A 21,346-nucleotide genomic window follows, 5' to 3' on the forward strand; every position below is an offset into this window, starting at 1 on the left:
CTTAGTCGTGGTTGCCCGCGACGATCCCCATCACCGCCATCCGCACGGCAATGCCGAACGTCACCTGGTTCAGGATCACCGATTGCGGACCGTCCGCCACCTGCGAGTCGATCTCGACGCCGCGGTTCATCGGGCCCGGGTGCATCACGATCGCATCGGGCTTCGCCAGCGCGAGACGCTCGGGCGTCAGCCCCCAGCTCTTGAAGTACTCCTGCGCCGACGGCAGCAGCGCACCACTCATCCGTTCGTTCTGCAGACGCAGCATGATGATCACGTCGACGTCCTTCAGGCCTTCGTCGAGATTGTGGAACACCCGCACACCCATCTGCTCGAGCCCTCCCGGCAGCAAGGTGCGCGGACCGATGGCGCGCACTTCGGGCACACCGAGCGTGGTCAATCCATGGATGTCTGAACGCGCCACCCGCGAATGCAGAATGTCGCCCACGATTGCCACACGCAGATTCGTGAAGTCCTTCTTGTAGTGACGAATCGTGTACATGTCGAGCAGCCCCTGCGTCGGGTGCGCATGACGGCCATCGCCGGCGTTGATCACGTGCACATGCGGCGCGCAGTGCTCGGCGATCAGGTACGGCGCGCCGCTCGATGCATGGCGCATCACGAACATGTCGGCGTGCATCGCGGACAGGTTGTTGATGGTGTCCAGCAGCGACTCGCCCTTGCTGGTCGACGACGCGTTGATGTTCAGATTGATCACGTCCGCCGACAGTCGCTTAGCGGCGATCTCGAAGGTGGTGCGGGTGCGCGTCGAGTTCTCGAAGAACAGATTGAACACCGACTTGCCGCGCAACAGCGGCACCTTCTTCACCTCGCGGTCCGTCACGCTGACGAACTGCTCGGCGGTATCGAGGATGTGATTGACGATCGCACGCGGCAAGCCTTCGATCGTCAACAGATGCTTGAGCTCTCCGTTCTTGGTGAGCTGCGGGTTGCCCTTCAGGAAACCGTGTCGAAAGCGGTCCGGCGACGACGTCTGGCCGGTAGTGTCCTGGGAGCCTTGGGTGCCGGTGGTCATGAAGATACCTGAATCAAACGTGTTGCGAGTCGAGCCGCGGGTAACGTGCAGCGTGAGGCGTGTGGCGCACCTTGCGCTCAATCAGCGCGTGCTTCGGTGTGAAAGGTGAAACGCTCGGCGTCGCCGTTGTTCTCGCGCGCGAGCACGAGCGTCGCGTTGGCCGGCACCTCAACCACGCCGCCGACAAAGCGCGCCCCCACCGGCAACTCACGGCCACCGCGATCGGCGAGCACCGCCAGTTCGACGGAGGCAGGCCGCCCGAAGTCGTACAGCTCGTTCAGCGCCGCGCGCACGGTGCGGCCGGTGTACAACACGTCATCGACCAGCACGATGCGGCGCTTGTTGACGTCGAACGGCAGCGAAGTTGGGCTCGCTTGCGCGTGCAGCCCTTTCTTCGCGTAGTCGTCCCGATGCAGCGCAACGTTGACGACACCAAAGATGTCGACCTTCAAATCACGCGCCAGACGCTCCACCAGCCACGCCCCACCGCTGTAGATACCAGCCAGCACGGCGCCGTCTGTGCCGCCAAGCGCATCGCCACAAGCCGCACGAATCTGTTCGAGGACGGAGCGATACAGCGCCTCGGCGTCAATGGAACTCATGGTCGTCAGATAGTCCGTCTAGATATTGCTGGAGGATGATGCAGGCGGCTTCGGCGTCGAGCATGTCCGCGCGGCCGTTACCGGCGTGGATCTCGGCTTTCGCTTCGACCGACGAATAACGTTCGTCGACCCACGTCACCGGCAAATTGAAGCGCCCGTTGAGCTGGTTGCCGAAGCGTTTCGCGAGTTGGGTCATTTCGTGGGGCGCACCATCGGGATGCATGGGCAAGCCCACCACCAGCGCATCCGGCTTCCATTCGGCGATCAGCTTGCCCACCGCCTCGAAGCGATACTCGCGATTGCGGTTTTGCACCACCACGAGCGGCCGTGCGCTTTTGGTCAGCGAGTTGCCGACCGCCACGCCAATGCGTTTTTCACCATAGTCGAACGCCAGCAGCGTTGCCGGCCGCCCGGCCGGACTACTCATGCGTGGCCTGCTTCGCCGGAGAGCATGGAGAGGGAGATGCCGAGCAGCGCCAGCGCGGCTTCGAGACGTTCTTCAGCCGGCGTATCGAACACGATCTTCGGATCGGCTTCTACCGTGAGCCAGCCGTTCTTGGAAATCTCATCTTCGAGCTGGCCTGCGCCCCAGCCGGCGTGGCCGAGTGTGAGCAGAAAACGTTCCGGGCCGGTGCCGCTTGCCACGGCCTCGAGCACATCCTTGGAGGTGGTCATCTCCAGACCGCCGGGCACCGACATCGACGACGTATAGGGGCTCCCGTCCTTCGGATAATGCAGCACGAAGCCGCGCTCGGTTTGCACCGGGCCGCCGAAGTACACAGGGACATGCAGCAGGGGTTCGATCTCCAGCTTCAGATCGATGCGACTGAAGAGCGCTTCCAGATCGATGTCGGTCGGCCGGTTGATCACGAGACCGAGCGCACCGCGCTCACTATGATCGCAAAGGTAGACCACCGTTCCTGAAAACGTGGGGTCCGCCATGTTTGGCATGGCGATCAGGAACTGGTTGGTCAGATTGATGCGATCGGTACTCTTGGACATAGTTCGGATTTTAGCAAAGACGATGCGGAATGGCGGGCTTTGAGCGTGGACCGACAAGGTTCGCCGCGATCCATAAACAGCGGATCATGGTGTCACTCTATCACGCGCTTACACGTTGCCAACGCAGCGTATTCGGGTGCGCATCCGCGTGAGTGACAGGTAAGGTGGCGCAAGGCGTTTAAACCCGCGTGGCGACGGCCCGGACAGCGCTGCAGCCACGGTCCGTTAGCTGCGTCTGGTAGCCGGTCAGGCGCCGCCGCCCTGCTCGATGGCGCGGGTCAGCGCAGCCAGCACAGAACTGCCGCCCGGCGGCGCGACGCCCGCCGCGATGGTGTGCAGCATGGCACGCAGCCCTTCGGCGCCCTGCTCGAGCGCCCGCGCGCCGGGCGCTTCAACGACCACATGCGCGCGCACCGCGGGCGTCGACACGCCGGCGTGCGCGCGGCGCCGCCAGGCGAGCCCAAGCGCATCCGCCAGCAGGGCGACGTGACCCAGCCCCAGCGCGCTAGCGGCCGCGCCAAGCCGGTAGGCGGCGTCGCCGGCCTGCAGCGCTTCGCTCGGATCGGCCTTCTCGGGCTGACCGGCGGCGCGGGCATGCTCGGCGAGCGCGGCAATCGCCGCGTCCGCCGTCTGCAGGAAATCTTCATAGGCATGGGCGTTGACCGTGAGTACGCCCAGTTCGCGCGTGCGCGCTTCGTGCAAGCCGGAACCGATTCCTTGGGCTTCAGCCGCGCCAGCCTCCCACAACGCCTCCGACTCCTGCGTGCCGGCCACGTGCCAGTCCACCGTCAAACCATAGTCGCGTAACAACTCGACATGCTCGGCGTCCTCGGCTGCGGCGCCGAACAACGCGTAATCGCGCCACAACAGCGATAGCGTGGTGCGCACCATCGCGCGCGGCGCGAGCGGCAAACCGCGTGCGTGATCGGCAAGCGCCAGATTGCAGCGGGCATAAAAGCGCCGTGCGTCTGCGTCACCCACCAGGTGACCGCTCACGCGCAACGAGCGTGCGCATGCTGACGCGAGACGCCAGAAGTCGTAGGGATCAGGGGCGGCGAGTTCGGTAAGACAGGCATCGAGTTCATCGAGCGCGGCGCGCGTCAGGGCGGCTGCCGCAGCGCTGGCCAGGCCATCGCTCGAATGCGCCCGCAAGACCGGCAGCAGCGCACGCTCGTAGCGCGCCCGCAAGTGCGCGAGCCGCTCAGCCGGCTGCTTGCTGAATGACACGGGCGGCAACGGCCTGGCGGCGAGAGCGAGATCTTCGTACGTGACCGTAAAACCGGGCGTGCGCCGGGAAATCAGCGCGCTGAGCGCGTGATAGTGCGCGAAGAGGGTCGGCGAGCAAGCAAGCTCGCGCAGGTTGTGGCGGCCAATCGCTGCCCGGAAATCGTGCAGTGCCACGGCGAACAATTGGCGCGCGTCAGGTTCTTCGGTGAGCTCAGCGGCCGTCAGCGGCGACACCAGTACCAGCGCATCCGCGAGTCGCTGCGCCGCGAGCCAGCCCGCTTCGCGCAAGGCCTGAACCGCACGCAACAGCGAACCGGCCGTGTCGCCGCGCTGCTCGAAGGCTAGCTGCGCTTCGGCGAGCGCGAGTTCCGCGGCACGCACCGATCCGCCGCGCGGGTTCGGTAGTGCCTCGAATGAGCCGGGGGATGCGGATCCAGAAGTCATGGGCAAGCGGCATGAACACTGACAGGCCGGCGCACGGCCGTGCACGCCAACAAGCGCGCGAGCCCGCGACAGTACGATGACGAACTACCCTTGCGACAGAACGTGAAAATGGATGTCCCACGCTGCCACGCCGCGCGGCCGGCAGATGCGCTTACGCCGCCCGCCGGGACGCGCAAACGCCGGATGGTCAGATCTGGACCATCTCGAAGTCTTCCTTGCGCGCGCCGCATTCAGGGCAGGTCCAGTTAATGGGAACATCTTCCCAACGCGTGCCCGGCGCGATCCCTTCATCCGGCAAACCGGCTTCTTCGTCGTAGATCCAGCCGCAGATCAGGCACATCCAGCTTCTATATTCCATTCTTGTGTCGCGTCAAAAAGGGCGTTCAAACGAGAGCCATGATGGTACCGTGTTGCCGCCCTAATGCCTAGCAATCCAAAGTCGCCATGGTACCGCGTTGCAAAAGCGCTGCCCGCCAATGCGCATAAGGCGCGACGCCATGCCCTGGTTCCGTGCGAGAAGCCCCTCGCGGATGCGAAAAAACGCCCCGGTTACGCTTTAGGCCGCATAATTGAGCCGACTGCGTGCCCGGTGCGCGCTTACAAATGCTCATTTCCTGCCAACCATCTTCATGCCCAGCGACACTCCTCCGATCGTTCTCACCTTCGGCCTCTCCGACCCGACGGGCGCCTCCGGCCTGCAAGCCGACTTGATGACACTGGCCAGCATGGGCTGCCACGGTGTCAGTGTGCTGACGGGCTACACCGTGCGCGACTCGGCAAGCTGTGACGAAGTGACCGGGCTAGACCCGGAAGTCGTCGCGACCCAGGCACGCATGCTGCTCGAAGACATGCCCATTGCCGCCTTCAAGGTAGGCGCGGCGACGCGAGCGGAAGTGGTGAGCGCGATCGCCGAAGTCGTAGCCGACTACGACGACATCCCGCTGATCCTCGCCCCCGACTTCACGCTCGACGACGAGCACGTACTCGCCGCCGATGAACTGCGCGAAGCGATTGCCGACCTTCTCGCGCCGCAAACCACCTTGCTGGTCGCCGACCACGCCACCCTGCTCGCGCTCGCCCAGCCGGACGGCGATGCTGAAGCGCCGAGCCTCGACGCGGCGATCTCGCATCTGCTGTCGCAGGGCTGCGAATACATTCTGTCCACGGAAACCGGCACGCACCGGCTCGTCAATACGCTCTTCAGCGACGACGGTCAGTTGCGCCAGGACATGTGGGACCGCGGCCCGCACCGCATCATGGGGCTGACTGATACGCTGGGCGCGGCGATCGCTGCATTGCTCGCCAATGGGCAGGAACCGGCCGAGGCCGTGCGTGAAGCGCAGGAGTATCTGTTCCAGGCGATGCGCAACGCGTTTCGTCCGGGAATGGGCGCGTATCTGCCGGACCGGTTTTTCTGGGCGCGCAGCAGCGAAGAAGAAACGCCGCTGGGCAGCGCCAAGGATGCGCCGCCGGGAGAGGCACGGCACTGAGGATGGGGCGGATTCGGTTGCGTAGGTCGGCTCGCCCGGCTTAACTCACAGTTGCAGAGCATCTGCCATCGCGTTGCCTTCGCGTCCGCCGCAAAGCTTTGCCCTATCTTCCAGCCGCAAACGTTTCCGAATCGTGATCAGGCTTGCCGATCCTCGTCACTCGGCCGGATAGCCGCGCCTGACTTCCCGGGTGGTTCATTCGCCCGCGGGGCACATGGACCTCGTGTTACGAACGATCACAGCGCCGCCCGGGCCGCCCTTGGTTCCTACAAAATCGTCACGTTCGTATTACTAAAGTAATTAAGTGTTACAGATGGAATGCTTATCTCACAGTAGAATTTACGAACTGTAATATCGAAGGCTGCACTTCATGCCTCTACGAACCCTGTCGTCTCATCCGCCGAAATGTGCTCGAGCACGCGTGACCTGTTCCCGCTGCCTCAAGATTGAGCTAGAGAGTCTCGTTCCCTCAACCGGCATCGACCTCAGCGGGAATCGTTAAAGTGGACAACTCACACGCCCGCACTCGCACCCTTTACGACGCCACTCCAGACTCTCCGGATACCCCCGCCGGCGCCCCAACCCCTCCCGAAGAATGCCGGCCAATCGCCACCACCGGCACTGCGCGAGCGTTCCTGCAACGCGTCAACGGTACGGTAAGCGACCACGACCGGGCGCGCATGTTCAGGCAGAAGGCCGTCACGGTCTGGCTCACGGGCTTATCCGGGGCAGGCAAATCCACGGTTGCGTATGAATTGGAACGCCGGCTGATCGAGTTGGGCCATCCGTGCTACGTGCTGGACGGCGACAACATCCGGCACGGCCTCGCCAGCGACCTCGGTTTCAGCAAGGAAGACCGGCATGAAAATATCCGCCGGGTTGCCCACGTTGCCCAGTTGATGAACGACGCCGGACTGATCGTGATTACCGCGCTGATTTCGCCCATGGAAGAAGATCGCGCCATGGCTCGCGAGATCATCGGTGGCGACCGGTTTGTAGAGACCTATCTTTCCGCGTCCGTCGATGACTGCGCGCGGCGCGATCCCAAGGGTCTCTATGCCAAGGCGCGGGCCGGCGCGATCACGTCGTTTACCGGCGTGTCTGCACCCTACGAGCCACCCGCAAACCCCGATCTGTGCGTGGATACGACGCATCAGAACAAAGAGGCAAGCGTGGCGGGGATCTTCGATTACCTGCACGACACGTTTCTCATCAAGCCCTGAGCGCCAATCGTGACGCGGGCGTGCCATGATTGGCGCGGCCGCCGCGGGCGCATGGCATCGGTTGACGGCCCTGCCGTGCGTCGAGGAAATGCAAGCGTCGATCCGGCGCCCCAAAAGAAAAGACCCGCATCGCTGCGGGTCTTTTCTTTTGGGAAGCACGCCTTGCAGCGCGCTTCCCCATGCGTTTCGAACAAGCCTCCCCTTACGAGAGAGGCCCGTGCGAAATTACATGTCCATGCCCATGCCGCCCATGCCGCCGGGCATACCGCCGCCCATCGGAGCATCTTCCTTCGGCAGTTCGCAAACAGCTGCGTCGGTCGTCAGCAGGAGACCTGCCACCGATGCTGCGTTTTGCAGTGCCGTACGCGTGACCTTCGTCGGGTCCACGACACCTGCGTCAACCAGGTCGACGTACTCGCCGGTTGCTGCGTTGTAGCCGTAGTTGCCCTTGCCTGCGGCAACTGCTGCCACCACGACGCTGGCTTCTTCGCCGCCGTTCGTGACGATCTGGCGCAGCGGTTCTTCCATTGCGCGCAGAACGATCTTGATACCTGCGTCTTGATCGGCGTTAGCGCCCTTCAGACCAGCGATTGCCGTGCGAGCGCGGATCAGTGCAACACCGCCGCCAGCCACGATGCCTTCTTCCACAGCTGCGCGCGTTGCGTGCAGTGCGTCTTCAACACGTGCCTTCTTTTCCTTCATTTCGACTTCGGTCGCAGCGCCGACCTTGATCACTGCAACACCGCCGGCCAGCTTGGCCACGCGCTCTTGCAGCTTTTCACGGTCGTAGTCCGACGTTGCTTCTTCGATTTGCGTGCGAACTTGCTTCACGCGCGCTTCGATGGTTGCAGCTTCGCCAGCGCCGTCGATGATCGTCGTGTTTTCCTTGCCCACTTCGATACGCTTCGCTTGACCCAGTTCAGCCAGCGTTGCCTTTTCGAGCGTCAGGCCGGTTTCTTCAGCGATAACTTGACCGCCGGTCAGGATCGCGATGTCTTCCAGCATGGCCTTACGACGATCGCCGAAGCCCGGAGCCTTGACAGCAACCGTCTTCAGGATGCCGCGGATGTTGTTCACAACCAGCGTTGCCAGTGCTTCGCCTTCGACGTCTTCTGCGATGATCAGCAGCGGACGGCCAGCCTTGGCGACTTGTTCCAGAACCGGGAGGAGATCACGAATGTTCGAAACCTTCTTGTCGTGCAGCAGCACGAACGGGTTTTCGAGCACAGCAACTTGCTTGTCCGGGTTGTTGATGAAGTACGGCGACAGGTAGCCGCGGTCGAACTGCATACCTTCAACCACGTCCAGTTCGTCTTGCAACGACTTGCCGTCTTCAACCGTGATGACGCCTTCCTTGCCAACCTTGTCCATCGCTTCAGCGATACGGTCGCCGATCGACGAATCGCTGTTCGCCGAGATCGCGCCGACTTGAGCGATTTCCTTGTTGGTCGTGCACGGCTTGCTGATCTTGCGCAGTTCTTCGATAGCGGCCGTCACAGCCTTGTCGATACCGCGCTTCAGGTCCATCGGGTTCATGCCCGATGCGACGTACTTCATGCCTTCGCGGACGATGGACTGAGCCAGAACCGTTGCGGTCGTGGTGCCGTCACCTGCGTTGTCGCTGGTCTTGGAAGCGACTTCCTTGACCATTTGTGCGCCCATGTTCTGGAGCTTGTCTTTCAGCTCGATTTCCTTCGCGACCGACACACCGTCCTTGGTGACCGTCGGGCCGCCGAAGCTGCGTTCCAGGACCACATTGCGACCCTTCGGGCCCAGCGTGACCTTCACAGCGTTCGCGAGGATGTTCACGCCTTCAACCATCTTGGCACGGGCGGAATCACCGAATACGACGTCTTTAGCTGCCATCTTCTAACTCCTTGAATTCTTGGGATATAACCGGGTAAGTAGCGCTTTGCGCTTACTTCTGCACCACGGCCATGATGTCTTCTTCGCGCATCACGAGCAGTTCGTTGCCGTCGACCTTGACGGTCTGGCCTGCGTACTTGCCGAACAGGACGCGGTCACCAACCTTCACGTCGAGCGCGATTTGTGCGCCCTTGTCGTCACGCTTGCCCGGGCCGACTGCCAGAATTTCGCCTTGATCCGGCTTTTCTGCTGCGGCTTCGGGGATCACGATGCCCGACGCAGTCTTGGTTTCTTGATCCAGACGTTTGACGATCACGCGATCATGCAAAGGACGAAGGTTCATACATACTCCTCTCTTGATTGAGACTGAAGAACGCTGAGAAAACCCGGCTGGCTGAGCCAGCCGGCGATGTTGTTAGCACTCTCGTGCAGCGAGTGCTAATTATATGGACGGGTGGTGACAAATTCAAGAAGGGCGGGGGTGGGAAATTTTTGACCCAAGGGTAAACCCCGAACCGGTGGCACTCCCCAGTTGCGGGCCGTGGCGGCCTGGCGCGGCTCAACAATGAATCATCCTCGCCGCCACTCCTCCGCAATTTATGGATTACGTGACTGTAAAACAAGAAAGGGCGACCCGGTGCTCTTGGCGCACAAGGTTAGCGCATACCCACTTAATTTCGCCCACTGACCAGAACAGCGCCGGATGAACGCCGTCTCTCGCGACGGCGTTTCAATTTTGAAACGTTGCTTGCGCAATCAGCCTGGATCATCCGCCCAAAAACGACCGCAAGCCTCACCGGCATTGGGATGGCGCGCGTCCTGCTAGGAAAGGCCGACGCCTAAAGAGGCGTTCACGCTACAAAAAAATATAAAGTCGGAGACATAAGATGAAAACAACGGGAAAAGACGGGTCTCGGCCCGGCCACTCTTCGGCGCCAGCAATATCGTCTGGCCGCCTGCTACACGGTATTACGGGGATGTGTTTAGCTCTTGGTCCATTCACGTAAGCCGCCACCACAAGATCGCGAGCGTCCGCAACGCTACTGACCAAACGACGGACACGGCAATCTTCCATTTTTACGTTAAGCAACGAGACGTCGTCGACGGTTCGTCCTGGCCGCGGCCCCGTGCGCAGTCTTACCCGTTGTTCGGGTGACGGCGGCGATGCCACGAAGGAGCACACAGTCAATCGACGCTCCTAGCGCGCGCCGTGACCGAAGGCTTCCGATCCTGGGCGCCTGCGTTAGCGTCGCCATGTCACGAACTTCGGCGTTGCACTGCCATTGAGACTTGCCACCGCACTGCCTGCGCTTCAGTCGAGTAGTCAAATATCACAATATTAATAGCTATACTAATTATTTGGATGTGTTACTCATCGAACGTAAGCTTTATATGCTGGCAAATTAAGGTGGTGCACCAAATCGAATATTAACGGGTACGTTGTATTTGTTGCCTCTGAGTTTAAAGTTACGAAAGCAATTGAAAGCAATCCTTAACGTTTATGAATACAGACTGCAAGCCAGTGCAGTCCTGTGGCAGATCAAGTGGCGTCGCATCATCTTCAATTGCGAATACTTTATTTAGATGCATGTGCAGCCTTACGCACATTGTAAAGGAGTACTACGGGGTGTATGAGCGCGACCTCCAACAAATTAACAGCGCTCACTTTTTGGGGATTTTCATCATGAAGAAGCTTGCCCTTTCTGCGTTGTTGTCGGCCCTGTTTGCAACCGCTGCATTTGCTGGTGGTGGTGGAATGCCGCCGCCGCAAATTCCGACGTCGTCTTCGTCTTCTGCCAACGGGTCGTTCGGCGCAGGCGGCGCGATCGGTCTCGGTGTTTTCTCGGTGACCAACAACGCAACTTCGAGCGTGAACGGTGGCTATGCCGCATCGCTCAATGGCCCCGGCTCGAATGCGGGTACTTTCAATGCAGGCAATGAAAGCTTTGCCAACACATCCGTCACCTTCGGCACGAATGCGGGCTTCACCAATTCGAGCAATGCCGCGAACACAAACGAAGGAAACGGCAACAACACGACGTCGGCGTCGAGCGGCTTGAACAACTTCACCAACAGCGGATTCTCGGTCGCTAGCAGCACGGGTTCCCAGGACTTCGGTTCGAGCATCTACAGCGCTTCGGGTTCGGGATGGGGTCAATCCAATCAAGGTGGATGGGTTACCGCGAACGGCAGTGCGACGGCAAACGCGGACGGCTTCGTCGGCGAACTGGGTGCTGGCTTCGGCGGCTTCGGCTCGTTCAATTCGGGGAATTCGAGTTCGGGTCAAGGTTCACCGTGGTAAATCACGAGCAGTAGTCTGATCTGTGCAAACAAGGCGGGGGACGACCCCGCCTCTCAAAACAACGGAGACCTGATAATGAAACACGCTATTGTCGTTGGCTTGATGCTATTGAGCGGGGGCGCAATGGCCCAGACGACGGGTACCATCACCAACGGTACGCAATCGAACGCGCAACTGGCGAACCAGGTGAATGTGAATGTCGGCACCGGTTCCGGGGCGGACCCTAGCGGAGTCGCAAACGCACAGCAAGTTCCGGCTCAATCGCAAATCGGCTACAGCGGCAGCTACACGGTGAAGAGCGCACCGACCGTATACGCACCGTCGCTTACCGCATCGGTGACCGAAACGTGTTGGGGTTCAGTGTCCGCCGCTGTGTCGGTGGTCGGCGTCGGTGCCACGGGTGCGGCCACGATCAAGGATCAGGACTGTAATCGCCGCCTGAACGCTGCAGTTGCCTGGCGGATGGACCGCAAGGACATTGCTTTCAACATCATGTGTCAGGATGATTCGTTCCGCGCTGCTGCGGCCTCGACGAAGACCCCTTGCGATAGTGATCTGCCAAAGGTATCAGCGAACGACGCAAAACCGGAAACCGACAAAAATCTTATTCCGGTCGCAAACACGCCTGACATGATGCAGTACAAAGTGGCGGAAACACCGCATGCGCCGCCCTCAAAATAATGCGACTTCAACCGTGCCGACGTGCATGCTTCGAGGTCCGCTCTTTATCTTCATGGAAGTCCAGCCAGTTGCTTGCTGGCCTGGCCGCGGGACCGATAACTGATATGACTATCGTTACGATCGTATTGGTCCCTTCCCTTTGCATTCAAATTGCCCTATCAGCAATTGATGCATCAGCACATTCAAGTTCGCGATCGAAAAAGGCATCTTGACTCGGGTGTCGCTAAGCACAGTCGTCCAGTCAATTCACGCGAAACTCGGAATACGTGGGAGGCAAGCTGGTATCGAATGTCACCACACCAACGAATACGTCCGTTTCGACAGATCTGCTTTCGCTGCTGAAGCCTTTAATTGACGATGGCCAAGCCGCAAAGGACACCGGCGCATGGCAACAGGAGCTTTCAACCATACACGAGATGATCTTCCTAAACGCGAGCGCAAACTGAAATAGGCCGGCGGCAACGGCAGACGCATATGTCTGCGGTTCAGGCCCGGCAACACCGGGCCTCATCGGTCAATATGGCGCGTGGCCCCAAGGTCCTGGGTCAATCCGTATTTCTTGATCTTCTGATACAGCGTGCTTTTTGCTATGCCAAGCTGTATGGCCACCTGGGTAAGGTTGCCATCGCTTTGCTGGATGGCCAAACGGATCGCCTCCGCTTCCGCCATTTCCAACGAAGGGACCCTTGGGAGCGGGAGCGAATGACCACCGGAGGATGCAACGCCGCGCGAGTCGGCGCATGCCGCGGCCCGGATTTCAGGCGGCAGGTCATCTACTGCGATTATCCCGTCGCGGGCAATCAGCACGGCACCCTCGATCACATTGCGCAGCTCGCGTACATTGCCGGGCCAATCATAGTTCAGCAGTTGTTCGTACGCCTCATCGTCCAGCACGGCATCAGCCAGACCATGCCGCTCTACCGATGCGTGCAACCAATGGTCGATAAGCTCTGCCAGATCCGCCTTGCGTTCGCGTAGAGGCGGGATGGAGATGCTGGTGACGGCGAGCCTGTAATACAGGTCCACGCGAAATTTCCCCTCGGCGATGTCCGCGCGCAAGTCGCGATTGGTGGCGGCGATCAGCCGGAAGCTGACCTTGCGCGGGGTATTCTCTCCCAATCGGTATAGCTCCCCTTCTTCGAGAACACGCAGCAAATGTGGCTGGATGTCGATTGGCATTTCGCCGATTTCGTCCAGGAACAAGGTGCCGCGATTGGCGGCTTCGATTTTTCCTACGATGCCGCCTTTGCGCGCGCCCGTGAAAGCTCCCTCCGTATAACCAAACAGTTCGCTTGCCAGCAGGTCACGCGATAACCCGCCGCAGTTCAGCGCGACGAACGGACCGTCGGCCGCCGCGCTCCCCTGATGGATGCCTCGGGCAAATAACTCCTTGCCCACACCTGTTTCGCCGAGGAGCAGCACTGGAACCTTCGCTTTGGCGAGCTGCTGCGCTTTTTGCACGGCCGCCCGCAACGCGGGACTGTGGCCGACGATGCGCGAGAACGCGGCGGCAGGCGTGTACTCAGCGTCGGGCCTGGAGTCAAACGTGGATGCGGTGCACCGGCTGGGAGCCGGCACGACCAGCAGAAAGCCAAGCGTGTCGCTGCCTTCCTTGATGCTCTCAATTTGCACCCGCCGCAGCCAGTCGGGTGACAGCGGCGGCACCATGCCATCTGCCATCCTTGCGACTTCCGGAACCGGAAAGGCACTGTCCAGCCTGTCTGGCGCACCGATACGCGCGAACGCTCGCGGCGCCTCAGAGTTGGCTCTGACGAGGCGCCCAAGCTCGTCCACCACAGCCACGCCGTCCGTGCGTCCGAAACAACGCTCCATGCAACGTTCCACCAGACGAAGGCGACGTTCGAGCGCGAGTTTGCCAAACCGGCTCTCGATACGCCCGGCCATCGAGACGATAAACGCCAGGCTATGTTGGCTGTACGTTCGTGCGAGCCCCGAGACGTCGAGGACGCCGAGTACCGTGCCGTCAAGCGGATCGCGAATTATCGTGGCGGAGCACGTCCATCGCTTGATACCGGCGCAGAAATGCTCGGAGCCGTGAATCTGCACGGGCTGCCGAGAAGCGATTGCGGTGCCGATCGCATTTGTGCCGCAACTGAATTCGGTCCAATTGCAACCCGGCATTAACCGGACTTCGCCAGCCGGTTCGACGATGCGCGAATCCCCGGCTAATTCCAGAATCAAGCCGTTTGGATCGGTAAGCAGCAAAATTGTCCCGGTCTGCGAAAGAAGCTCTCGGGTCTGCTGGATCAGCGGGTCGCAGATGCGGATCAGGCGGTCGTTTTTTGTGCGCAGGTCGAAGAGCCGGCCTTCTTCCATCGGTGGCGGCGCGCACACAACACCCGGGTCCACGTGGCCTTCCAGGCATCTCTGCCAGGAATCATCGACGACGCCGCGCGGAATACCGGTCCGCGACTTGCCGTCGAGAACCAGACGTTCCCAAGCCGACATAACGCTGTCGTCCCGATCCGGATCCGCAAGCCAATCCATCCGCGTACTCGTCTCGTGCATGGTGTCTCCTTGTGGGTAAGGTACCCACCGGCTGAAAGTCCGCCCCGCCAGGCGGCGTCTTCCGTCATACCATTGCGCGCGATGCTCTATCGACCTCGCTGATACCAATCTTACTCCCCGCAAGGTGGACGGAAGCCGATCGCGGGCCGCCCGGTTCGAATGGCGCGACAGGCTACCGTTCGAATTCCGCTCACGCTGGACCAGGCGTTTGAAAATCGAACGCTACCCCGCTTACCGCAGGGCGTTGAATGAGGCAGATTGCGAACATAAAACACCCGCTTAATCAAACATTTAGTGGAAGGAACGCGATTCTGACGGTTGTGGCACGGTCCATGCATGTAACGAGAGCGAGAGGAGTCGCTTTTGCAGTGCGCCTCTTTTGGACGCGAACAAGGTCGAGGGAGCGGGAAATGAACGCCAGTGAGAAGTCGTTACGGTTGGTGGTCGAGAAGTGGTTTGCACCGACTCCAGCGATGCCGGTTCACGTAACCGAATTTGGTCGCACCACTTCGACTCAGCGGCGCTATGTACGCATCGAGGCGTTGCGACCGGCGGGCCCGCTTGCAATTTTCTTCTTCCAGCACGATGACGGATCCTGGAACGTCTTCCCACCCATCGCGGTAATGCCAGCGATGCGCGCTTGCCGGCTCGCGGCATGAGCCAGCCGTGTCGCGAGTGATCTCTTTACGCGATGTATAGGATAGCGAAATACACATTTTCAAGTTGAAGCATGATTTGGGATGCCGGGATATCTGGAGGAGACCATGACGACCATCGTGCTTGCCGGCATGCTTGGCTTCCTTATCATTCTCGCGATCGCATTGACACTGATGCGCGCGGCTATCAAGCGGGATACTTTCACTTCCGATGGCTGAGACGATTGACCTGTTTGAGATCGGCTTAAAGGGCAAGTCTGCGGCGCCATCAAAAGCGAATCCATCAATAAGGCTAGCGGAGATCACCGTGTTTGACGACTCGAACTACCTGTCGCTCTCATACCCATGGGGCCTGCTTGATCTGGACGAGTGGACACGCGCCTGGTACGACCAGGCCCTCGAGGCTAAGTTTATCTGTCCGCCCTATCATCCCGACGCCGAGACCCTAAGGTGTCTTCACGGCTACTTCGATGCCGGCCTGTCTCCCGCCGAGGCCGCTCAGGCGTATTTCGGCCGCAAGCACTGAGGTTCGGCGACATGACCTGCGCAACGCTGCCGCGCCGATGCGGTCAAATTGTCAAAGCCCCAGTGCTGCCCGCGTTCGCGTTCACCAATGGCTGTAAGTCGACGGCGACGCCGTCCGTGACCGCGCGGGGGGTGATCGCCAATGACGACGCTGCGCTCGCCGCCCGGGTGAAGCAGGCGCTCGTCGCGGACCCGGGGCTGAGATCGTTGCCGATGAGCGTCGCGACGTATCGAGGCACCGCGCAGTTGTCGGGATACGTGGATTCGGAGGTACAGATTCAGAGGGCGCTTGCCGTGACGCGCGGCGTGCCGGGGGTGCAATCCGTGAGCAACGAGCTGCAGCTCAGGCCGCAATGACGCGCGTTCGCCGGAAAACAAATGACGAACGAGAAACGCAGGAGAGCGCGCCAAAGCGGGGGCTGCCTCATAATTGAAAAGTTCCTGGCGCGAGACAGCAATGCGTGTGCTGCGCGCGATCGGCGTTTCCGCCAATGGCATAGTGCCACGGTCACCGGTTTCCGGACCGACCGTGATCGACCCACAAGGAACACATACGTTGCCCCAAAGTGGCCGTTGAGCCAGCGGGCGACGCTGGTTTAGGTAATACCAGACTTCTCCCTGTGTTAGAGGTCGGCCGTAGCGGTGGATCCGGGGCGGCAGAACATACTCGTACCGACGTAGACTGCGAAGACTTTCTCGCCAATGACCCTTAGGTTGATAAAAGATTGACACCGCTCTCGATATATATTCTCACGTACAACAGTGAGCGATACTTAGGCAAGGTGCTGGCAGCCGGGAAGCGCGCGGCGGATGATCTACTGGTTGTAGACAGCGGTAGCAAAGACTCAACACTGGAAATTGCTGCCAGATACGGCGCAAGAATAGTGCACCGGCCCTTTGATAATTTTCGCGCACAGCGCCTCTTTGCCAACAGCCAGTGTTTGCACGAGGCCGTGATGTTTTTCGATAGCGACGAGATCGCCAGCGACGCACTGATTGATGAGATCCTGGCGCTAAAAGAATCTGGGTTTTCCCACGACGCCTACGTTGTCCGTCGCGATTGGGTAGTAAGAGGCAAGGTCGTCCACGCTCTCATGCCCGTTGGTTGCCCTGATTACCCGGTTCGAATCTATCACCGGGACAAAACTGACTTTACGGAACACAGGGTCCATGAAACGCCTCTCGGCCATGACAGCGTTGGGCGCATCGAATCTTCATTGGTCCACCATACGTTTGAGAGCCAATCCGAGCTGATGCGCAAACTTGATCTATACACCGACCTGGCTGCGGTCGATCTGGTCAATAGCGGGAAATGGGGTGGTTTGCTTTGGCTTAAGCAGTGGTCGAGTCCGGTCGGGGCATTCGGAAAATGGTATTTCCGTCGTGGAAACTGGCGTGATGGGCGACTTGGCTTAACATTGGCGCTGTATGCCTCCGCCTACACACACCGTAAATATTGGAAAGCGCGGCTGCAGATTCGACTCAAGGTGCCACGCTAAATGTCGGCAGACGACACACGTCGCCATGGGCCACCGCGAGCAGAATGTAGCGCCGAAGAACCTCACGGCAGATGAGCATCATAGACCGCAAGTCCAATGCCGACCAACATCAACACTATCCAGCAATACCACCAAGACCGCTCGGGCAGTCGCCAAGGCGAATGCGCTAACTGCCATCTCACGATCATCGCCAAAATCAGCGCAAGCCCAAAGGCACTCGCACCGATCAAAACCGAAAGTCCTATCGTCGTGATTGCGCTAGCGAAGCACCATCCCGTAAGGTAAGCCTCCTGTCGGGTAGAAGATAGCCTTTCTCGTTCACCCCTGTCCGCTTCCCGCCTTATCCAAAGCAAGGAAAGCACGCGGCGGGGTTTTGCGTGCCGGTGCATTTGATTCGGCTTCGTTCTGCCCCCTTCTTCCGCACGAGGCCTGTCCCGCTCCTCAAAGTCATGCATAGCAGAAACACCTTTGGCCAGATTGACGCCGCTAGTCATAGTTTTCACGGAGGATGCTTCTCTCCTTCAAGTAGTTGCCGTGGCACTGCCCTTTGACACATCCATGCTGCTTTAATTGGTGTGCTGAAACTGAGGGTAACGACGACCGGTGAACTCGGGAAAACCCAAGATATACACATGATGCACGGCTGGTTCGAGTCCTGGAACTAACAAGCCGGTTGTACCATATAACCAGCTGACCATGAGTCCAGGAGGCGCCATGAACGCGGTGTGCCCGCTGCACGGGCCAACGACCATCCTCCGCACCAACGCGTACGGGTTTCCGGTTTATGCGTGCTGCTGCGACGACGTACCCTATGTAACGCCCCCGGACGCATGTACGAGGGAGCCCACGCAACGCGGATCTGACCCGCAGCCACAACCCCAACAACCGAAGACAGAAAAAGAATAACCCTGACGATCAGCCTGCTGCCTGTGTGCCGATCCGCTGCATGTGGAAATTCTGCGGGTCAGGGGCGCAATGCTATCGGTGTCCATCAGCCCAAAAAGCGCTTTGCTCTGGCTATACTGTCGCCACAAAAAGTACAGACAGGAGATACGAAGCCGTATGAACAACCCGTCCGCGCAGGTGAATTGATGAAAACGAAGCTAAGCGCCGCGAGTGCAGCGGTATTGATCGCAGGCGTGCTCACTGGTTGCGCCAATGTGCCTGACAAAAAACCGCCGGTGGCAACGACCTACGGCACATACCCTAACGAATACAAGGCCCTGATCGATGCCTATCAGCAGACAACGCTAAAAGAGCCTTCGAGCGCCGTGGTGCAATATCTGAATGAACCATCGTCGGGATGGACGCAAGCCGCAGCCGGAACTGTGTTCGGTTATCGCGTGTGCCTGATAGTCAATGCGAAAAACAGCTACAACGGCAATGTTGGCAACCTGCTCACCGAGGTTTTCATCCGCGATGAAAAGGTGGTGAGTTACCTCGTCGCTGATCATTCGAGCAGCGCGTATGACGCCGCCGTGCAAAGTGCATGCGACTCGGTCAGCCCCAAATGAAGGGCGTGCACGCTGGCCGCGACACCCGTAGTTACCACTGACATCGTAGGGTCAGGGCAATGACCGATTGCCCCGCAGGTGCGAGGCAATCCACCACTACTGCCAAAGGTGCAAACCTCAGGGTCCGGACTCCGTGATCGCGCTGTAGACCAGCGTGCGCAACTGTCGACGCACCGGGTGCGCGCTCGACGGCAGGAGTTGGGTAAGGAACAGCACGATCAGGTCTTCGGCCGGATCGACCCAGAAGAACGTACTGGCCGCACCGCCCCAGAAAAAATCACCCGCGCTGCCCGGAATCAGGGTGCTCGCAGGCGTGATAGTGGTGGCAAAGCCAAGTCCAAAACCGACCCCTTCGTAGGTGGCCTCGCTGAACATCGAGCGCGACAGGCGAGGCAGATCAAGACCGCCCGGCAGATGGTTGGCGGTCATCAGTGCCAGTGTCTTGGGACCCAGCAGACGCACGCCATCCAGCTCGCCACCCTGGAGCAGCATGCGCGCAAACCGCATGTAGTCGGTCGCGGTGGACACGAGTCCACCACCGCCGGAAACAAAAGTGGGTGGCTTGAGATAAGCGCTGGTGCGGGAATCATCCTGCAGCGTCGGGCCTTGCGTGGATGTGGTCTTCGAGCCGAGCGCACCGATGGCGTAGCACGCGCAGAAACGGGACACCTTCTCTTCCGGTACGTAGAAGGCCGTGTCGACCATACCCAATGGATCGAAGATCCGTTCTTTCAGAAAGCCCTCGAACGACAATCCGCTGACCTTGCCCACGATATAACCGAGCACGTCAGTGGAAACGGAATAGTTCCACGCTTCGCCCGGCGAAAACTCGAGCGGCAGCGTGGCCAGCTTCTCGATCATCTCCTCCAGCGTGCCCTCGGTCGCAAGATCGCCGATCTTCAGCTTGCGATATGCCGCGTCGACATTGGTGTTCTGCTGAAAGCCGTAGGTCAAGCCGGAGGTATGGCGCAGCAGGTCGACCACGAGCATGGGCCGAGCGGCCGGACGCGTCTGGAAGCTTTCCATGAAGCCCCCCGCGTGAACGCCGAGCTTTTCCCACGCCGGGATGTACTTGCTGACGGGGTCGTCCAGAGCGATCTTGCACTCCTCGACCAACATCATGACCGCCACAGACGTGATGGGCTTGGTCATCGAGTAGATACGGAAGATCGAATCCCCGGCTAGCGGCACCTGCCGTTCCCGGTCGGCGAGACCAAGTACCGAGTTCAACGCAAGTCCGCCACGCCGCCATACCTGGGTGAGGGCACCTGCCAACTTGCCGGTGGCAATGTAGTTGTCGTCGACGAAACGCTCGATCCGTTCCAGCCGTCCACACGACATCCCCTGCTTTTCCTTGTCTTCCACACCCATGCCACCTCCTTCGTTGAATGTGTCTTCCGTATCCTCACCCGACAAACGGCATGTTACTCCGCCCACAAGCGGCGTGTCAGAACCGATGAATCATGCCTGCTGCAACCGTCATCATGCTTCGCGAAGACGACGGCGACGAATTGAAGCCATCGCCGATCGTAGCCGTTGCGGGAATGATCGATACGCCGTTCGCGCCTAGCGTGTCGCCGCCGGCACGCTGATACGCCTGCAGCATGTACAGGCCCGTGCTCTTCGACAGGCTGTAGTACTCCGCGAGCGAGGCCTGCTGATATTGCGCGCCACTCGAAATGCCGTTCGCCTCGCTTGCTCGCGTATAGCTGTACCCGGCCGCGAAGTCCCACACAGTCGCCACGCGGAAGTGCAGCACGCCGCCGAACGTGTTCCAGATGGCCGTGTGTTTGAACGACGAGCCGATCCCAGGAATGTACTGCACGTTCGAATATGAAAAGGAAAGGTCAAGATTTTGCGTGAACGCGTAGCCACCGGTCACCGCCACGCGCTGTTGCGCCGCCGAGGTTCGATAGCCATAAGTGACACCCGAGATTCCCTGTTCACCCGCAGAAGAAGCGGCGGAATTTGGATCCCACGCCCCGCCGCTGGGTGTCGCGTTGTTGAAGCGCTCGATGCCCGCGCCGATGCCGAACGCGCCCATCTTGTACTGAAGACCCGTGCTCCAGCTCGACCCCGCGTCGAGGCTGCCGGGCACGCCGCCAAGCGCGTAAGAGCCGCTCGCCGTCAGTCCGTAGAAGGTCGGCGTGGTGTACTCGACCGTGTTGCTCGTCTTGTAGATCGTATCGAAGTTGTCGAGATCGCCCGGATGCGCGCCCGAAAAGCCCGTCAACCAGTTAGTCGGCGAATACGGCGCGATCATCCAGTAGTATGACGTCAACTGACGTCCCAACGTCAGGCTCCCGTATGCCGGGTGCGTCAGGCCGACATACGCCTGCTGGCCGAACATCGCATTCGCGAACTGCGCATTGCCGTTGGCCGAATTGAAGCGCGACATCAGGTTGAACACGGCGGCAAACCCATCGCCGAGATCTTCCTTGCCACGCATGCCGAACTTGCTGCCATCCCACGTGCCCGGCGCCATCTGGATGTTGTGTTTGCCGCCGCTCGTCGAACCGAGCGCCGTCTGGCTGTTCGAATAGGCAATCGCCTCGTCCATCACGCCGTAGAGCGTGATCGTGCTCTGCGCCTGCGCCACACCCGGCAACGCGGTGACACACAAAGCCGATACCCCTGCGAACAGTTTGATCTTCACTTTCACTGCAGTCTCCTGAGAACCTATGGTCGCGCCGGCACCCGTGCCGGCCCGTGTTTATTTCGCTGTGTGCGGACACTCTGAGTTAGCGCTAACA

General features: G+C 60.1%; 20 protein-coding genes. 9 read left to right on the top strand and 11 right to left on the bottom strand.

Features of this window, described 5'->3' with window-relative positions:
- Window position 1: 1 nt before the first annotated feature.
- The 6 genes from P3T40_RS05230 to P3T40_RS05255 form a co-directional block, all read right to left on the bottom strand.
- On the bottom strand, window positions 2-1,033 hold the full coding sequence (locus P3T40_RS05230) for an aspartate carbamoyltransferase catalytic subunit (RefSeq protein WP_429266627.1): 1,032 nt from the start codon (window positions 1,031-1,033) through the stop codon (window positions 2-4).
- A gap of 77 nt (window positions 1,034-1,110) precedes the next feature.
- Window positions 1,111-1,635 (bottom strand): bifunctional pyr operon transcriptional regulator/uracil phosphoribosyltransferase PyrR, encoded by a 525-nt coding sequence (pyrR, locus tag P3T40_RS05235; RefSeq protein WP_429266628.1) that lies wholly within the window; start codon window positions 1,633-1,635, stop codon window positions 1,111-1,113.
- Complete coding sequence (gene ruvX, locus P3T40_RS05240; RefSeq protein ID WP_429266629.1) at window positions 1,622-2,062, bottom strand: Holliday junction resolvase RuvX; 441 nt, start codon at window positions 2,060-2,062, stop codon at window positions 1,622-1,624. The genes pyrR and ruvX overlap by 14 nt, the downstream gene beginning before the upstream one ends.
- Window positions 2,059-2,637, bottom strand: a complete 579-nt coding sequence (locus tag P3T40_RS05245) for a YqgE/AlgH family protein (RefSeq protein WP_429266630.1) — start codon at window positions 2,635-2,637, stop codon at window positions 2,059-2,061. Before P3T40_RS05245 ends, ruvX begins: the two co-directional genes overlap by 4 nt.
- Window positions 2,638-2,883: 246 nt before the next feature.
- Window positions 2,884-4,308, bottom strand: a complete 1,425-nt coding sequence (locus tag P3T40_RS05250) for a hypothetical protein (protein ID WP_429266631.1) — start codon at window positions 4,306-4,308, stop codon at window positions 2,884-2,886.
- Between the two features lie 187 nt (window positions 4,309-4,495).
- Window positions 4,496-4,666 (bottom strand): rubredoxin, encoded by a 171-nt coding sequence (locus P3T40_RS05255; protein ID WP_008342674.1) that lies wholly within the window; start codon window positions 4,664-4,666, stop codon window positions 4,496-4,498.
- A gap of 271 nt (window positions 4,667-4,937) precedes the next feature.
- Between P3T40_RS05255 and P3T40_RS05260 the strand changes: the two genes are divergently transcribed.
- Both P3T40_RS05260 and cysC read left to right on the top strand, forming a co-directional pair.
- The gene (locus P3T40_RS05260) at window positions 4,938-5,798 is read left to right on the top strand and encodes a hydroxymethylpyrimidine/phosphomethylpyrimidine kinase (protein WP_429266632.1); all 861 of its coding nucleotides are present in this window, start codon (window positions 4,938-4,940) and stop codon (window positions 5,796-5,798) included.
- A gap of 605 nt (window positions 5,799-6,403) precedes the next feature.
- Window positions 6,404-7,021, top strand: a complete 618-nt coding sequence (gene cysC / locus P3T40_RS05265; RefSeq protein ID WP_429266981.1) for an adenylyl-sulfate kinase — start codon at window positions 6,404-6,406, stop codon at window positions 7,019-7,021.
- A gap of 225 nt (window positions 7,022-7,246) precedes the next feature.
- Here cysC and groL read toward each other — a convergent pair whose 3' ends face one another.
- Together groL and groES are read right to left on the bottom strand one after the other, a co-directional pair.
- Window positions 7,247-8,887, bottom strand: coding sequence for a chaperonin GroEL (groL, locus tag P3T40_RS05270; protein ID WP_090532067.1), 1,641 nt, complete (start codon window positions 8,885-8,887; stop codon window positions 7,247-7,249).
- 52 nt (window positions 8,888-8,939) lie between these two features.
- Window positions 8,940-9,230 carry a co-chaperone GroES gene (gene groES, locus P3T40_RS05275; RefSeq protein WP_007178996.1) on the bottom strand — a complete coding sequence of 97 codons (291 nt, stop codon included), beginning with the start codon at window positions 9,228-9,230 and terminating at the stop codon, window positions 8,940-8,942.
- Between the two features lie 1,341 nt (window positions 9,231-10,571).
- Here groES and P3T40_RS05280 point away from each other — a divergent pair.
- Both P3T40_RS05280 and P3T40_RS05285 read left to right on the top strand, forming a co-directional pair.
- Window positions 10,572-11,189, top strand: a complete 618-nt coding sequence (locus P3T40_RS05280) for a hypothetical protein (RefSeq protein ID WP_429266633.1) — start codon at window positions 10,572-10,574, stop codon at window positions 11,187-11,189.
- Window positions 11,190-11,264: 75 nt separating this feature from the next.
- Window positions 11,265-11,870, top strand: a complete 606-nt coding sequence (locus tag P3T40_RS05285) for a hypothetical protein (RefSeq protein WP_429266634.1) — start codon at window positions 11,265-11,267, stop codon at window positions 11,868-11,870.
- 507 nt (window positions 11,871-12,377) lie between these two features.
- Here the strand turns inward: P3T40_RS05285 and P3T40_RS05290 are convergent.
- Window positions 12,378-14,207, bottom strand: coding sequence for a sigma-54-dependent Fis family transcriptional regulator (locus P3T40_RS05290; RefSeq protein WP_429266635.1), 1,830 nt, complete (start codon window positions 14,205-14,207; stop codon window positions 12,378-12,380).
- 602 nt (window positions 14,208-14,809) lie between these two features.
- On the opposite strand from P3T40_RS05290, the gene P3T40_RS05295 reads away from it, so the two are divergent.
- The 5 genes from P3T40_RS05295 (at window position 14,810) to P3T40_RS05315 (ending at window position 18,593) form a co-directional block, all read left to right on the top strand.
- Complete coding sequence (locus tag P3T40_RS05295) at window positions 14,810-15,058, top strand: hypothetical protein (protein ID WP_429266636.1); 249 nt, start codon at window positions 14,810-14,812, stop codon at window positions 15,056-15,058.
- Window positions 15,059-15,266: 208 nt separating this feature from the next.
- On the top strand, window positions 15,267-15,581 hold the full coding sequence (locus P3T40_RS05300; RefSeq protein WP_429266637.1) for a hypothetical protein: 315 nt from the start codon (window positions 15,267-15,269) through the stop codon (window positions 15,579-15,581).
- Between the two features lie 11 nt (window positions 15,582-15,592).
- Entirely contained in the window at window positions 15,593-15,937 is a 345-nt protein-coding gene (locus P3T40_RS05305; RefSeq protein WP_429266638.1) for a BON domain-containing protein, read from the top strand.
- Window positions 15,938-16,305: 368 nt separating this feature from the next.
- Entirely contained in the window at window positions 16,306-17,079 is a 774-nt protein-coding gene (locus P3T40_RS05310) for a glycosyltransferase family 2 protein (RefSeq protein ID WP_429266639.1), read from the top strand.
- Between the two features lie 1,088 nt (window positions 17,080-18,167).
- Complete coding sequence (locus tag P3T40_RS05315; RefSeq protein WP_429266640.1) at window positions 18,168-18,593, top strand: hypothetical protein; 426 nt, start codon at window positions 18,168-18,170, stop codon at window positions 18,591-18,593.
- A 117-nt stretch (window positions 18,594-18,710) separates the two neighbouring features.
- Here the strand turns inward: P3T40_RS05315 and P3T40_RS05320 are convergent, their stop codons facing one another.
- A complete protein-coding gene (locus P3T40_RS05320; RefSeq protein ID WP_429266641.1) occupies window positions 18,711-19,964 on the bottom strand; it encodes a serine hydrolase domain-containing protein in 1,254 nt (417 codons plus the stop codon).
- A gap of 76 nt (window positions 19,965-20,040) precedes the next feature.
- Window positions 20,041-21,243, bottom strand: coding sequence for a porin (locus tag P3T40_RS05325; RefSeq protein WP_429266982.1), 1,203 nt, complete (start codon window positions 21,241-21,243; stop codon window positions 20,041-20,043).
- Window positions 21,244-21,346: the final 103 nt, after the last annotated feature.

The sequence above is a fragment of the Paraburkholderia sp. EB58 genome (genome assembly GCF_050436665.1).
Classification (GTDB): Bacteria; Pseudomonadota; Gammaproteobacteria; order Burkholderiales; family Burkholderiaceae; genus Paraburkholderia.

What these genes read in the sequence shown, in the direction of transcription:
- P3T40_RS05230 (WP_429266627.1), bottom strand. Translation starts at nt 1,033, where the DNA reads ATGACCACCGGCACCCAAGGCTCCCAGGACACTACCGGCCAGACGTCG.
- pyrR (WP_429266628.1), bottom strand. Translation starts at nt 1,635, where the DNA reads ATGAGTTCCATTGACGCCGAGGCGCTGTATCGCTCCGTCCTCGAACAG.
- ruvX (WP_429266629.1), bottom strand. Translation starts at nt 2,062, where the DNA reads ATGAGTAGTCCGGCCGGGCGGCCGGCAACGCTGCTGGCGTTCGACTAT.
- P3T40_RS05245 (WP_429266630.1), bottom strand. Translation starts at nt 2,637, where the DNA reads ATGTCCAAGAGTACCGATCGCATCAATCTGACCAACCAGTTCCTGATC.
- P3T40_RS05250 (WP_429266631.1), bottom strand. Translation starts at nt 4,308, where the DNA reads ATGACTTCTGGATCCGCATCCCCCGGCTCATTCGAGGCACTACCGAAC.
- P3T40_RS05255 (WP_008342674.1), bottom strand. Translation starts at nt 4,666, where the DNA reads ATGGAATATAGAAGCTGGATGTGCCTGATCTGCGGCTGGATCTACGAC.
- P3T40_RS05260 (WP_429266632.1), top strand. Translation starts at nt 4,938, where the DNA reads ATGCCCAGCGACACTCCTCCGATCGTTCTCACCTTCGGCCTCTCCGAC.
- groL (WP_090532067.1), bottom strand. Translation starts at nt 8,887, where the DNA reads ATGGCAGCTAAAGACGTCGTATTCGGTGATTCCGCCCGTGCCAAGATG.
- groES (WP_007178996.1), bottom strand. Translation starts at nt 9,230, where the DNA reads ATGAACCTTCGTCCTTTGCATGATCGCGTGATCGTCAAACGTCTGGAT.
- P3T40_RS05280 (WP_429266633.1), top strand. Translation starts at nt 10,572, where the DNA reads ATGAAGAAGCTTGCCCTTTCTGCGTTGTTGTCGGCCCTGTTTGCAACC.
- P3T40_RS05285 (WP_429266634.1), top strand. Translation starts at nt 11,265, where the DNA reads ATGAAACACGCTATTGTCGTTGGCTTGATGCTATTGAGCGGGGGCGCA.
- P3T40_RS05290 (WP_429266635.1), bottom strand. Translation starts at nt 14,207, where the DNA reads ATGGAAGAAGGCCGGCTCTTCGACCTGCGCACAAAAAACGACCGCCTG.
- P3T40_RS05295 (WP_429266636.1), top strand. Translation starts at nt 14,810, where the DNA reads ATGAACGCCAGTGAGAAGTCGTTACGGTTGGTGGTCGAGAAGTGGTTT.
- P3T40_RS05300 (WP_429266637.1), top strand. Translation starts at nt 15,267, where the DNA reads ATGGCTGAGACGATTGACCTGTTTGAGATCGGCTTAAAGGGCAAGTCT.
- P3T40_RS05305 (WP_429266638.1), top strand. Translation starts at nt 15,593, where the DNA reads ATGACCTGCGCAACGCTGCCGCGCCGATGCGGTCAAATTGTCAAAGCC.
- P3T40_RS05320 (WP_429266641.1), bottom strand. Translation starts at nt 19,964, where the DNA reads ATGGGTGTGGAAGACAAGGAAAAGCAGGGGATGTCGTGTGGACGGCTG.